9 protein-coding genes are annotated in these 14,748 nt (G+C 42.1%); 5 read left to right on the forward strand and 4 right to left on the reverse strand.

The window, feature by feature from the left end; genetic code table 11:
• Positions 1 to 11: 11 nt before the first annotated feature.
• Positions 12 to 842: an ATP-grasp domain-containing protein gene (locus tag J7545_RS17540; protein WP_318699260.1), complete on the reverse strand. Its 831-nt coding sequence runs from the start codon at positions 840 to 842 to the stop codon at positions 12 to 14.
• Positions 843 to 1,145: 303 nt separating this feature from the next.
• On the opposite strand from J7545_RS17540, the gene pcrA reads away from it, so the two are divergent.
• From pcrA to J7545_RS17555, 3 genes are all read left to right on the forward strand, one after another.
• Complete coding sequence (gene pcrA / locus J7545_RS17545; protein WP_318699259.1) at positions 1,146 to 3,524, forward strand: DNA helicase PcrA; 2,379 nt, start codon at positions 1,146 to 1,148, stop codon at positions 3,522 to 3,524.
• 202 nt (positions 3,525 to 3,726) lie between these two features.
• Entirely contained in the window at positions 3,727 to 4,608 is an 882-nt protein-coding gene (locus tag J7545_RS17550) for a hypothetical protein (RefSeq protein WP_318699258.1), read from the forward strand.
• Between the two features lie 70 nt (positions 4,609 to 4,678).
• Positions 4,679 to 7,384 carry an SMC family ATPase gene (locus tag J7545_RS17555; protein ID WP_318699257.1) on the forward strand — a complete coding sequence of 902 codons (2,706 nt, stop codon included), beginning with the start codon at positions 4,679 to 4,681 and terminating at the stop codon, positions 7,382 to 7,384.
• 37 nt (positions 7,385 to 7,421) lie between these two features.
• Here J7545_RS17555 and J7545_RS17560 read toward each other — a convergent pair whose 3' ends face one another.
• A complete protein-coding gene (locus J7545_RS17560; RefSeq protein WP_318699256.1) occupies positions 7,422 to 7,865 on the reverse strand; it encodes a heavy metal-responsive transcriptional regulator in 444 nt (147 codons plus the stop codon).
• Positions 7,866 to 8,063: 198 nt separating this feature from the next.
• Between J7545_RS17560 and J7545_RS17565 the strand changes: the two genes are divergently transcribed.
• Positions 8,064 to 9,377, forward strand: a complete 1,314-nt coding sequence (locus J7545_RS17565; protein WP_318699255.1) for an ATP-binding protein — start codon at positions 8,064 to 8,066, stop codon at positions 9,375 to 9,377.
• Positions 9,370 to 10,074, forward strand: coding sequence for an RloB family protein (locus tag J7545_RS17570; RefSeq protein WP_318699254.1), 705 nt, complete (start codon positions 9,370 to 9,372; stop codon positions 10,072 to 10,074). Before J7545_RS17565 ends, J7545_RS17570 begins: the two co-directional genes overlap by 8 nt.
• 30 nt (positions 10,075 to 10,104) lie before the next feature.
• Here J7545_RS17570 and J7545_RS17575 read toward each other — a convergent pair whose 3' ends face one another.
• The gene (locus J7545_RS17575) at positions 10,105 to 12,567 is read right to left on the reverse strand and encodes an ATP-dependent helicase (RefSeq protein ID WP_318719930.1); all 2,463 of its coding nucleotides are present in this window, start codon (positions 12,565 to 12,567) and stop codon (positions 10,105 to 10,107) included.
• Between the two features lie 49 nt (positions 12,568 to 12,616).
• Positions 12,617 to 14,698 (reverse strand): ATP-binding protein, encoded by a 2,082-nt coding sequence (locus J7545_RS17580; RefSeq protein WP_318699252.1) that lies wholly within the window; start codon positions 14,696 to 14,698, stop codon positions 12,617 to 12,619.
• Between the last annotated feature and the right edge of the window lie 50 nt (positions 14,699 to 14,748).

Genomic DNA, 14,748 nt, shown 5'->3' on the forward strand with positions numbered 1-14,748 from the left:
ATATCTGTCCTTTAATGTGACTTCATCAGAGATTTTAAAAGTTTCTCAAAGACTTCTACGGCAAGCTTCTCTGGATTATCGCGAATGAAAATCTTATAATTTGGATTAGAGTTAATTTCTATTAACCATAACGCTCCAGACTGATCCACTGCAATATCAAATCCTCCATAGTCAATTGGTAATCGCTCAAAGATAGGTTGAATAAACTCTTCTAGTTTGTTTATCGTATCTTCATCCGTCACGTGAATGGCTTGCGCGCCATCCCAATGGAGAGGACTTAAATTCCCTGTAAAGGTTGCATTTTGGATGTTTTTTTCGTAGAGCAAAACCAAAGATTTATTCAGAAAAATAGCCCGATATTCCCTCTCAATTTCAATCACCTCTTGGGCTAAGGCCATATAGTCATAATCTTTGTCATGCAGATTAAAAATAGTCTGTAAGGACTCTTCAATCTGAGCTTTTTTATCACAGAGAAATACATTTTCTCCCCCCGATCCAGTATTTTTCTTGACAATTACCGGTAAGCTAAACGTCTCTTCAATTGCCGCAACTATTTCTGGAATACTCTTATGGATAGCATAGTTTTCGTAAGTAGAAACATAGGGATCGACATAGGCAACAGTTTTCGGCATTAATACCCGATCTTTGAGCAAATGATAAGTATAGTCTTTATCTTTTACCACTTTTAGGATAGCCCCAGTTAAAATCGGAGTAAATCCATTAACAAACAAATAGGGCTTATCGAGATTAACTTGGATTACATTTTCGTTAGGATGAACGATCTCATAATCCAGGTTTAAGGAGTTACAAGCTTCCAATAAAAGACGAATATTGGTAAACATTAGGAGTGTTTAAAGAGTGAATTTGAAGCGGTAGAGAACAATCTGGATAATCTGAGACGATCTAGATCTCCCTTCATCTCTGAATACCGCAATTGATGATAGCACAAGGTATAGATTTTGCCAAGATGTAGCTAAGAAACAGGCGATCGCGAACTGCACACTACTTCAAGAGAACACATCAAAACTCACCTGACTTATTACAAATAATTCACACTTCTAATTTAGTTCTGATTTCCCTGAGCTACACAAGTAATGTTATAATGTCCTCTTTGATTTGCCGTAGATTCAGCCTTGTTCCAACTCATGACCCAAACTTCAGATTTTCTCAGTGTTCTCAACCCTTCGCAACGAAAGGCGGTGGAGCATCTGTGCGGCCCGATGTTGGTGGTTGCAGGTGCAGGTTCCGGAAAGACTCGTGCCCTTACCTATCGGATTGCTAATCTGATTCTACAGCATCGGGTGAATCCAGAACAGATTCTGGCGGTCACGTTTACGAATAAGGCGGCTCGGGAAATGAAGGAGCGCATTGAGAGCTTGTTTGCCCAGCAGTTAGCTCCGAGTTCTACGGGTCGAGATTGGGATGATTTGGGGGATGCCGAACAGGTTCGGTTGCGATCGCGCATCTATCAAGATTATATTAAGCCCCTATGGGTGGGGACATTTCACGCGTCCTGCGCTCGAATTTTACGCTACGACATCGATAAATATCAGGATGAAGCAGGTAGAAGGTGGGATAAACAGTTCTCTATCTTTGATGAATCGGATGTACAAGGACTGGTGAAAGAAATTGTTACCAAAGACTTAAATCTAGATGACAAAAAGTTTAATCATAAATCCGTTCGTTACGCCATTAGCAATGCCAAAAATCAGGGATTATCGCCCCAGGACTTTCAGCGAGAACAACCGAATTATCGGGGACGGGTAATTTCCGAAGTTTATGAACTCTATCAAAAGCGGTTAGCCGAAAATAATGCCCTCGATTTTGATGACTTGATTTTAGTCCCGGTGAACTTGCTGCGCAAAAACGAGCAAGTATTAGCCTATTGGCATAACCGCTTTCATCATATTTTAGTCGATGAATATCAAGATACGAACCGCACCCAATATGATTTAATTCGTTTGTTAGCCACGGGAGGAGTCCAGAGCCGTGATTACAAAGATTGGCAAAATCGCTCTATTTTCGTCGTTGGAGATGCCGATCAATCGATTTATAGCTTCCGCATGGCAGATTTTACCATTTTGATGGATTTTCAACAAGATTTTGGCGATGGTTTATCAGACCAGAAAAGCGAGACCATGATTAAATTAGAAGAAAACTATCGCTCGCGAGAAAATATTCTACAAGCAGCGAATGAGTTGATTCAAAATAATAAAGAGCGAATTGATAAAGTATTACGCCCCACTCGTGATTCTGGAGTGCCAATTACTTGTTACCAAGCTGATAATGAAATCGACGAGGCGGAATTTGCGATCCGTCAGATGCGTCAACTGGAACAAAAGTATCCGGATGTCAATTGGGGTAGCTTTTCCATTTTGTATCGGACCAATGCCCAGTCTCGTGCCTTTGAGGAAGTATTGGTGAGACAAAATATTAAATATCGGATGGTTGGGGGATTAAAGTTTTACGATCGCAAGGAAATCAAAGATGCCATTTGTTATCTCAGGTTATTGATCAATCCGGCTGATACTGTCAGTTTATTACGCATCATTAATGTTCCTCGTCGCGGCATTGGTAAATCTACCTTAGATCGGCTCCTAGGTGCATCCTCAGAACTGGGGATTCCCCTATGGGAAATCATCAGTGATGAAACTTCCGTGCGTACATTAGCCGGACGCTCAACTAAAGCAGTAATGGGCTTTTATAAGCTGATTACTCGTTGGCAAGAACGTCTCGAAACTGAAAAAGCCTCTACCATTGCCCAAGGAATTTTAACCGACTCTGAATATCTCAAAGATTTAAAATATCAAGGAACTGACGAATCCGAAAACCGCTTACAAAACTTGCAAGAGTTATTTAGTGCCATTATCCAATATGAGGAAGAAACTGGCGATACCCATTTATCCAGTTATCTCAATTATGCCCCCTTACAATCGGAGTTAGATAACCTGGAAGAAGGGGAAAATGCTGTTACCTTGATGACCCTTCATGCAGCGAAAGGTTTAGAATTTCCAATCGTATTTTTAGTGGGATTAGAAGAGGGTTTATTTCCTAATTTCCGCAGTATGGATGACCCCGCAGCCTTGGAAGAAGAGCGGCGCTTATGTTATGTAGGAATTACCCGCGCTCAGGAACAATTGTTTTTAACCCATGCCCAAGAAAGACGGTTATGGGGAAACCGGGAACCGGCAACTGCATCTCAATTTTTAGCTGAATTACCCCGCGAGTTATTAAAGGGGACTACCCAATATCAAGCAAGAGTGACTTCCCCAAGTACCGCCCCTCAAAAAACAGTGAAAAAGCCGGTTAAGAAATCCGAAGCTAAGGTGGGAACGAAGGCTAAAATCCCTAAAGGAAACAACAAGGGTTGGCAAGTTGGCGATCGCGTCCTTCATCGCAGTTTTGGAGTCGGACAAGTTACCCATGTTTTTGGCAAGGGAGAACAGCAATCTGTAGCGGTTCAATTTACAGGTTTAGGGCGCAAAATTCTGAATCCAAAAGTTGTTCCTTTGCAAAAGTTATAAGTTCTTGTCGTTAGGTTAGAATCGAATCAGAAAAACTTCAACATAGGAGTCCGGTTGCTCTATACTTGCCATACGCTAGGAAAATCAGGAAGTGGGAGCAACAAACTAAGAATTTTTGCTTATTGCCTAGCCCGTAGCCCTATATTGACGCATTGCAGGGATAGACTTCAGAATAGAGAAAGTCTTCAAGTAGGAACGAAAGATGGCTGATTCAATTATTGAGTTACTTGATGAATTACCGTCGGATAACCTGACGGTAAAGATGCTCAACGCTCTGGATTTTGTTGTCCCTGGAGAGTGGGAGAATGTGGTGGGTTGCGATCGCACGATTGAAGTCGTAACCGGGGAAACAGACGGCGATCGCATCCGGGATATCCGCAATCGGGCGATCGAGCTGTACAATGATACCAATAATGGCTATCAAGGGGCTATTTGGTTTTATAAAACCATCGATAATGCAGACAAAGCACTCGGTGCGGCTGCCATGGCGAATAAAGTGGGCGAAAAAATTGGCTTATTAGGATTTTTAAATCGATTAACTCCCAAAGCCGATACGACCCAATCGGTGGATTTATGCTTAAAATTAGTCACAGAATTGATTGCGTACAGCAAGCTGAATGGACTGCCTGTTCTCAATCCAGGTGAATTTGTTACCGAACTGACGGAGCATTATCACGGAGCATCCCTCATGCGGATGGCAGCATTAGTCTCCGTCGATGGTTTACTCCCTTTGGGACCAAATTTCTTACAAAAAGTTCACTCAACCTTAGATGAGCAAGGTGGCAGTGTTTTGACCCGGAATCCGGTTTTTGGAGCCATTGCTAACTTCATTCCGGGTGATGATAAATTAGGGTTTATTAACGAAACGTTTGGTGCTGTTGAAGGATGGATGGGGAATTTAGTCGGTTCCGTTGGCTTAACCCCTGAAAGCGTTTTTGACCACATCGGAGGATTTATTGACTTCTCGGATGATGCTTTAGATTTAGTCGGGGCTTTTCTTGACCAATCGACAGACTATTATCGCCATACCGGAATTCAAACCGTTGCTCGTAAATTATTCCTGCAAGCGGCTGAAGACGTTTAGATATACCCAATTTTGACTGATGATTGTGGTTGGGTTATTGCTAACCCAACTTAAGTTAAATAAATTATCCATGGAAATTCTATCTGTCAGTCTGAAAAACTTTAAGTCCCACGCCGATCTCTATTTAGAGTTTGAAGTGGGAAGTAATGCTATTTGTGGAGAAAATGGCGCAGGGAAAACGTCAATTTTAGAAGCGATTGCTTGGGTACTATTTAACTCTTGTCAATATCAGCGAGAAGAGTTGATTCGCAAAGGAGCTAAAAGTGCCCAAGCCACAGTACACTTCATTTCTAATCGCGATGGCAGAACCTATCAAGTGAAACGCTGTACCCGTCGCGGATATGAGCTTTACGATCCACAGATTAACTGTAAGCTCGATCCGACTAAAGTGAATGATGTGTTGCTCTGGTTACAGGAACATTTGGGCGTTCCGAAAGATACGGATTTAGCAAAACTCTTTTCAGAAGCAATTGGAATTCCCCAAGGAATGTTTACCAGTGATTTTCTCAAAAATCCAGGAGAGCGGAAAACTGTATTCGATCCTATTTTACGAGTTGAAGACTACAAAAAAGCTTATCAAGCTTCGCGGGATTTAGAACAATTTGCACAGGATGAAGTGACAACCTGCGAACAGCATTTAGAGCGATTCGATCTGCAATTGGAAGATTGGCAAGTCCTGCAAGATCGGCATCAAGAGATCAATGAGTTGCTAGAGCAAGGGGACTCAGAGAAACAGACGGTTATTGAGCGACTGAAAACTCTAGAGCAACAAGAACGCGAGTTTAAGCAACATCAGCAACAGGTGGAACACTGTACCCGCAATCTCCAACAGTTAGAGGCGGAGTTTCAAGGGATCGGTCAAGATTGCTATCATCGAGAAAAAGCTTATCAGCAAGCCCAAGAGAGCGCCCAAAAATGTGAGGAAAATCAAGCCAATCATCGCGCTTATGAACAAGCAGAAGCTCAGTTAAAGGAACGGGTAAAAACGCAGAAACTGCAACAGAAACTGTTGCGAGAAAAAGAGAAACAAGGACAAGATTTGCACAAAGTCCAGACTCAGTTAACAAAAGTGGAGATGCAACGGGAGAGTTATCAGGTTGCCGAACGGAAAATTGAAGAGTTAGTGCCTGCGGTAGAAGAGCAAAGTCGATTAGAAGAGAAACAGGAAAACCTGAACACTCAACTGCAAGCGATACGGGATTGGAGGCGGGAGCAAGAGGGCACGGAGCGGCAGTTATATGAGTGTTTAGAGCGGTTAAATGAGGTGAAACAGGAAGGCGATCGCCTAGAAGCTTTAGAACCTTCTGTGGCTCAAATTCCGCAGTTAGAGGGACAGTTGCAAAAGTATCAAGCTCACCTCAGTAGGGTGGCGGCTGCCGAGCAGTTTGCCCAGGAAATTGAGACGTTAATCGATTTAGGGGAACAACAGCACTCGTATTATCAGCAACTTCAGCCCATTTTACCTTCCCTAGATCCAGACGTGCAAACCCTGATTGATGCGGGGAAACATTGCCAGGATCAGAGTTTAGAGCGACTTCATCAGATGAGTGCTGACTTACAGCAACAGGTGAATGAGCAGGAATTAACGGCAACATGCGAGCAGTTAAGATCGCAATTGGAACTGGCGTATCAATGTCGGGCGGAAGTTAAAAATTTATCCGATAAGCGCAAACAGGAAGAGGAATTGAAGCAGGAAGGGCAGGAGCTGCGATCGCGCTTAATCGCCTTAGAGGGTAAAATTGACGGGGAAGAAGCGTTGAATTTAGAGTCGCATGAAATTGGCGATCGCCTGCAAGAGCTTGCCAACCCTAGAGCGCAACGTCATATTCTCGAACAACAACTTGCTCGTTCCCCCAATTTTGAACAGCAATGGCAGAAGTTAACAGAGGAAAAACGAGAGATTCAGCACGCTATTGATGGACTCAATGAGCAACTGGCTAATTTTGAAACCCTTGAAGCAGAGATCGCCCAAGTAGAACAGCTCAAACAAGAGCATTCCGCTGGCTATTTGCTCTATCTTCAATCGCATAAAGAAGCGCAAACCCTAGAAGAGCGACAACAGAAATTGACGGAAACCAGGGCAAAGTTGGAAGAACTGGAAATCGCTAAACAGAAACAACAAACTGAGCTGGATCGGCTTAATTCTACCTACAGTTTAGCAGAAATCCAACCAGTCGAGCAAGAGCTAAAAAACATGAATAATCGCTTGGCACAACTGGAAACAACTCTTTCATTCCAGCGCAAAGAATTAACCGAAATTTGTCAATCCTTAGTGAAAAAAGGAGAAATTGCTAAGAAGCGAGAGCAAACCGTAGTCGAATTGCAAAGAGCCAAACGAAACGGGCAATTTATTAAAGATGCTCGATTTTTCTTTAATCAAGCTTCACCCCGGATTACGAAATTCTATTTAGCCGAGATTTCCCAAGAAGCAGATTCAATTTTTCGGGAACTGATGAACCGGCAAAATGTAGCACTGGAATGGACCGAAGATTATGATATTGTGGTGCAAGAAGATGGCTATAAGCGCAACTTTAAGAGCTTATCAGGAGGGGAGCAAATGTGTGCAGCTCTGGCGGTGAGATTAGCTATTTTGCGGACGTTATCGGATTTGGATATTGCCTTTTTTGATGAACCGACGACGAACATGGATCTCCCACGCCGTCAACAGTTAGCGGAGGCGATTGGTAATCTCAAATCTTTCCGGCAATTGTTTGTGATTAGCCACGATGATACGTTTGAAAATATGTCGAATTTAATCCATATTCAGCGACCTTGAAATAGGGAATAGGGGGTTCTGATACAGGTATCACCTCTTATCTGGGAGATCTCTTCCCTGGGATTTGAGGTTGTTGGATAATGGGGCAAATAATGGGGGCTGCTGATGAATCGACTTGGGGAGAGGTTTGGACTAAATCGAGTAATTCTTGTTTTAACTGTTTTAATTCGGTAATGCGGCGATCAATCTCGGTAACTTTAACCTTAATATTGTGGCGTACTTGCTCGCAGGGAAGTTCACCTTGGTCGTGAATGTGTAAAATCTGCTTAATTTCTTGGAGACTAAAGCCTAAATGCTGCGATCGCCGGATAAATGCTAACCGAGATAGAACCTGGGGCGAAAATAGGCGAAATCCTCCCTCTGTGCGATCGACTGCTGCAATCAATCCCAACTGTTCATAATAGCGAATAGTCTTGATCGGAACCCCGCTTTGGGCTTTCACTTGTCCAATCAACAAGCGTTCAGATTGGGATGACAACATTGTTGAGCAAACCTCCAGGCATTACCTTTTCCCTTAGCTATAGCGTAGAGTATAGGGTAAAACCCAGAAGATGCAACGTTATACTTCCTTATACTTCCTTGCTCCTTTGGTGAGGAGGTCACTCATAGGCTAATATGGTGAGTACACGAGATTTGAGATTTTTTTTCCAATCTTTGATAGAAGTACCGAGAATCACCCATGCTTATCGAGTTTAGTGTTGGCAACTACAGATCTTTTAAAGAACCTGTCACGTTCAGTATGGTTGCGGCTAATCTCGTCTCTAAAAACAAACCAATTAATGAAGACAATAGTTTTAGTGTCGATAAAAATCTAAAACTGCTTAAGAGTTCAGCAATATATGGAGCTAACGCTAGTGGTAAAAGTAATCTGGTAAAAGCGTTAGGTTTTATGAAGTGGTTTATCATCAATTCATCAAAAGAAACTCAGAGTACTGAAAAAATAAAGGTAGAGCCGTTTAGACTCAGCACGGAAACGAAAACACAGCCGTCATTGTTTGAGCTAGTCTTTATCATGGATGGGACAAAATACAGATATGGATTTGAAGTAACTCAAGATAAGGTGATATCTGAATGGCTGTATTATGTTCCTAATCTTCGAGAAACTAAACTTTTTAGTCGTGAATTAGATAATATACAACAAACTAAAAAATACCAAAATAGTGGCTTAAAACAATTCATGCTGATTCAATTTACTCGCAGTAATGCTTTGTATCTTTCTGTATGCTCTCAGTTTAATATTGATCTAGCAGAACAGATATTGGATTGGTTAAGCAGAAAACTAAATATTGTATCTGGATTAAATGATACGGAGGATATGAGCTATACATTAAACTGCCTGGAAAAAAAAAATATCAACGATGATATTAAAGAATTAATCAAGAGACTTGATTTAGGGATCAGTGGTATTAAGATTAAAGAAAGAGATTTTTTCCCAGAGTTTAATATCTTGCCAGATGATATAAAAGAAGGGCTAAGGAATCTCATGGAAGAAGATCATATGAAAGAAGCCAAAATAGTTTCTGTGGGAACATATCACCAGGTTTTTGATGAGAATGGTAATCTTGAGTTTACTGAAGAATTCAATTTGAACCATCATGAATCTGAAGGTACACAGAAGCTGTTTGCTCTGGCTGGAAGGTTAATTATGGCTCTCAAAGAGAGTCAAGTTTTGATGATTGATGAGTTTGATGCTAGGTTGCACCCTCTGATTAGCCTGGGGATTATGGAACTGTTTAACTCAAAAGATAATAACCCAAATAATGCTCAACTTATATTTATTACCCATGATACTCACTTGTTGAACCATAAAAAAATTCGCAGAGATCAAATTTGGTTTACAGAAAAGAATAGATATGGAGCTACGGATTTATATTCTCTGGCAGAATATAAAGTCCGGAATGATGCTGGGTTTGAAAGTGACTATATTAAAGGAAGATATGGTGCAATCCCCTATCTTGGCGATCTAAGTTATGTCATGAACTCTAATGACTAAAAAAAGAAAGTCCCGCAGCCCTAAATATGAGAGGAAACAGGATGCCAGAAAACTTAAACAAAGATTTCTAATCGTTTGTGAAGGAACAAAAACAGAACCTAACTATTTTAGAAGCTTTCGTGTGCCTAAAGATGTGGTTAAAGTAAAAGGTTTAGGACGAAATCCTAGTCAATTGGTTGATTATGCAAGTCAATTAAATGATGAAGATGGGGATTACGATCGAGTTTGGTGTGTATTCGATCGGGATTCTTGGACATTACAAGATTTTAATTCTGCCCTATCTAGCGCTAAAAATAAAGGTTTTGAAATTGCCTACTCTAACCCAAAGTTTGAATTATGGTATCTCTTGCATTTTGATTATTGCGATAGTGCGATACCTCCAGAAAAATATGATTCTAAACTATCTTCATATACAGCGCTTTGCGCTGTTATGAGGGACAGTATTGAATCCTCAAAGCTATGTACCAAAAGCCTATTCCCTATTCCCTATTCCCTATTCCCTAGCGCAAAGCGCTATATGGGTAAAGCATATGAAAAAAACAATAAGAATATGTATGAACTTTTGCGTGATAGACAGAAGAAAGCGATTGAACGGGCTGAACAACTTTTGGAACAGTACGATCCTGTAAATCCAGCTAAAGATAATCCATCAACAACTGTACATCAATTGGTGAAAGCGCTCAATAAGTTTATTTGATTATACTGTTGAGTCAGGAAATGCTGTATTTTAATGTTTAATTGAAACACCAGATTCAGGAAATTGGCGCTTTAGGGCAGGGAAAATAGGACAGACGGGTTGAGATTGAAGTGTCATCTGACGATTGACATTGAACTTACTCCATGTAAACGGCGCTTTGTTTGCAGCAGACATCCATAAGAGGCGTTTGGCACGAGTCATGGCTACATAGAGTAAGCGATATTCTTCAGCGGTTTTTAACTGTTCGGCTTTTTCCCAAGCTTCATTGCCCTCTGGAATCGGATCGTCGTGTAAATAAGCGCGAATTTGGGCACGAGCGACTTCGGCTAAACTAAAGTCCCCTAAAAATCGGGTTTGGGGAGGAGTCCAGAAACTCCCAGGAATCATATTTTTATGTAAAAAGGGCAAAAAGACATAATCCCAGTCCAATCCCTTGGCTTTATGCATGGTAATAATGGTAAGCTGGCCTAGCCGCATATAAGGGGAATCATCGGCAGTATCTACTTGAACTGGCTCAAATCGTTCTGATTGCACAATTTCAGTTAGAACTCTCAACAGAGCCGAAAGGGACGAGTCACCTAGGGTTTGCTGGGTGACTCGTTCTGCTAATTTATCAGCCGTAGCGAGTTCGTTTTGCGTATAGCGTAGGGCAAGACCGAGAAAGGGAATGAGTTGGTAAGGGGGGAGATCTAATCTGGCTCGCAGGAGGGCGCGACAGTAACGCCGGGCGCTTTTGCTGGTTTCGCTTCCAGGAGAGTCGAGAGGACCGGGGTAGAGGAAGACTTCGGGTAAGCTGGCGAGGGCGTTGAGGTCTTGGGGCGGAATGAGGCGGCGGTTGGCGAGGACGGTGAGAGCTGCTTTGAGAGTGTCGGGAGAATGGGGACGTTCGAGGAAGTTAAGTAGGTTGAGTATTTCGGCGGGAACGTGGGAGTGGCGATCGCTTTCTGCGACTTCAAATAGGTTAATTTCGGTTCCGTATTTCTCCCGCAGTTGATGGGCAACAAATCGCCCTTGATCGTTGGTGCGTACTAGGACGGCGGCACTGCGATAGGGGTCTTGGGTAAATAGGGTTTTAATGCGATCGCCGATCCATTCTACACTTTGGAAGACATCACGGGGAGTATAGAGTTCTAAACCTTTGCCTTCAGGGGCTGGGTTCGCGTCCGGTTGGGGGTCTTCCGGAGGCACGGGTTGAATCCGTTGTAGGCTGAAGGGTAAGGGGGCGGGTTGATTTTGCTGTTGAATATGCTGGTTTACCCATTGGAGCATAAAATTAGCTGCTTGGAGAATAATGGGACTAGAGCGCCCGGCACAGTCAAGGGAGATCAGTTGGTTTTGGTTTCGCAGGCGATCGCAAAATTGGCGAAAATAAATGGGGTCGGCTGGGGTAAAGGTGGAGTTAATGGCTTGGTTGGGATCTCCCACTCGGATCAGGTTGATGGTGGGTTTATTGGCACTTTCGCTAGCAGTAGGGGCGGGTTTATTGGCATTTTCGCTAGCAGTAAGGGCGGGTTTATCTAAATTTTTGTCTATAAGCCTAGATCTTGATAAACCCGCCCCTACAGAACCCGCCCCTACAGAACTCTGCTCCTTTTGGGCTAAAATTTCTAGCAATTTCGCCTGTAGAGGACTCGAGTCTTGGGCTTCATCTTCAAAGACGGCAAAGACTTGATTTTGCCATAACCGTCTTGCGCCCACATCTTCGAGAACTCGTAAGGCTCCGAGAATCATGTCATCATAATCGATTAAAGAGCGCGATCGCAGTTGCTGTTGATAGGTTTCGTAGAGTCCCGCCGCAATGCGTAAAATCGGGTAATGCTCTCCAGACGTTTGACTCTCCTGAATTTGTGCCAGTTCAAATAGATCGGAGGGCAATAAACCAGAGCTTTTAGCTTCGTGGATCGCCGTATAACCTAAGTGGGGTAAAACTTCAGTACGCAGCACGCCTTGACGGCGCAACCGTTCCGTTTCTTCTCCGTCCGACTGGTTGCCCTCCAAGAGTCTTTTGTACAGTCTGGGGTGGCTATTAGCCCAGTGTTCGACACTTTGGCGCAGCAGTTGGTGCGATCGGTTGGGAGAAATCAGTGTGAGTGCATCTAAACTCAAGGTGGACAACTCTGGATGGCGCGTTGCAATTTGTAGGGCTAACCCATGGAGCGTATGCACCACAAAACCCGTGGACGGTAAACCCAGGGTTTGCAGATGGCGGCGAATTTTGCCCTTCAGACTCGCCGCAGCCGAACGAGTAAACGTCACTACCACCAGTTGATGATGAATATGGAGACGATTTTGGGCAATGGCGATCGCCGCTGCACCCGCCATCCCCGTAGACTTCCCCGATCCCGGTACAGCCGAAACCGCCAACTCTCCCCCTTCCCAGTCCGCCATCTGTCTTTGCCCGTCTCGTAACTGGTTGCGGATCGAGTTTAATCCGGTTTGCAAGCGATCGGAAATCGGCTGTTCAGGGGTTGTTCTTGAGAGAAAACTAACCATAAATTTAAATCTTAATCCTCTATTCTCTATCGCCCTTTTCAGCTAGGCTTCATGCACTCAATCTCTGATCTTCATGGGGGAGTGATGTCCAGCTTTGATGAGCTGGAATTTCAATTTCAAACCTAGCGCCTTGACCTAGTTCTGAATAACATTTTAACATCCCTTGATGATGTTCTGTAATAATTTTATAACTAATCGATAGTCCTAAACCAGTGCCTTCACCCACCGGTTTAGTTGTGAAAAACGGATCGAAAATTTTCTTTGCAGTTTCGGCATCTATCCCTGGCCCATTATCCTGAATTTGAATGGATATCCTGTCCGTTTCTTCCTGATATTCAGTATGAATCGTTAAGATTCCATCCTCCAAGTCTGCATTGCCATTTTCTCCTTCCACCATAGACTCTAAAACATCTATGCCATTAGCTAAAATATTCATAAGGACTTGATTGAGTTCCCCCGGGTAACATTCCACCAAAGGTAAATCACCATATTCTTTGTTGATCTGAATTATTCTTCCTTGATTACTAGCCGATTTTAAACGATGTTGTAAAATCAACAATGTGCTTTCAACACCTTCATGAATATCCGTTTCTTTTAAGTTGGCTTGATCGATTCTCGAAAAATTCTTTAAAGATAAGACAATATCATAAATCCGATTGGCTCCCATCTCCATGGATTCAACTAGTTTAGGTAAGTCTTCCTCAATGTATTCTAAATCAATCTCCTCTATCTTTTTGGACATATTCATATCATCTGGATAAAATTCTCGATAAGATTGGACTAAATCGAGTAAATCTTGACAATAGGTAGTTAAGGGCGAAAGGTTACATTGAATAAAACTAATGGGATTGTTGATTTCATGGGCAATTCCAGCCACCATTTGTCCCAGACTTGACATTTTTTCCGCTTGAATTAGATGGGATTGAGCTTGCTTCAAGTTATGCAAGGTTAATTGCAGCTCTGTGTTTTTTACACGGAGTTCTTCAGTCCTTTCTTCTACCAGTGACTCTAGGTTTTTATTATACATTTCTAATGTGTCCAGAGAAAGCTTAAGAGAATCCGTCATCTCATTAAAAGTCTGGGCTAAAATTCCAATTTCATCACGAGACTCCACTGAAGCTTTGACCTCAAGATTTCCCGATATTACTGAATTGGTCACTTCTGTTAATCTCTGGATAGGATCGGAGATTTTACGCTGCAATATTAGCGTCATAATAAACCCTAAAATTAGGATCAATAGGGAACCTATTAAGGTTTGTAGTTGAGCAGAATTTAAGCTGGATATACCGGATGTTAATTCGGATCTAAACTGTTGTTTTTGGGTCTCGACAATATAATTCAATATAATCAGCATTTCTTTGGCGATCGGTTCAGCTTTGCTTTGATATATATACAGATCTTCTCGATAGCGATCGCTCTCTATAATTTCAACAGTATTTTCTATAATAACTTCTATTTCAGTAAAACCTTCAATAATATCATTCAAAGATTCTTGTTGACTTTGACTCAATAAATATGACCTAGATTGAAGATTTTCTAGGCTGGCTTTACTCTTCCGATAATGTGCTGTATAATCGAAACGATATTCATCTTGTCGTGTACTAATGTAATTCCTGATATCAGCTACCAATAAGGAAAATAAAATTTTAAAACTAATCGTCTCTTGGAATAACTCAAGATCGGATGAAAATCTTGGATTTTGCTCTTGGCTTATTTGATCAATATTGGCTAAAATATGAATCGCTAATAGTTCTCCTTCTTGTTCCCAAAGACGAAACCCTGGCTCACTCTTGAGGCGATCATCTTTTAAGTCAAAGAGGTAAGGAGGCAACTCTGACCAAATTTCATAAAATCGGCGCAAGTTTTTCAACTGTTCTAGTTGTATCGGCACATTCCACCGTTGAAATAGCTGCTCCATTTCATAAAGATTTTCTTCAAAAGCATGTCGAGATTCCTGATATTGTTGTCGAAATACAGTATCTCCAGTTACCAAATAACCGCGTACATTAGAGAGCATTTTTAGCAAATTACTTTGTGCTTCTGAAGACGATAGAGCGATCGGCATTCGCAATTCCTCAGTGCGATTAATATTCAAAGTGGCTTGGACACTATTCCAATAATTAACTCCCATAATTAAAAAAGTAACTCCAATCAAACTACCAAAAGCTAAGTTCAGCTTGT

This window comes from Roseofilum sp. SBFL, from assembly GCF_017746885.1.
In the GTDB taxonomy this organism is placed as follows: domain Bacteria; phylum Cyanobacteriota; class Cyanobacteriia; order Cyanobacteriales; family Desertifilaceae; genus Roseofilum.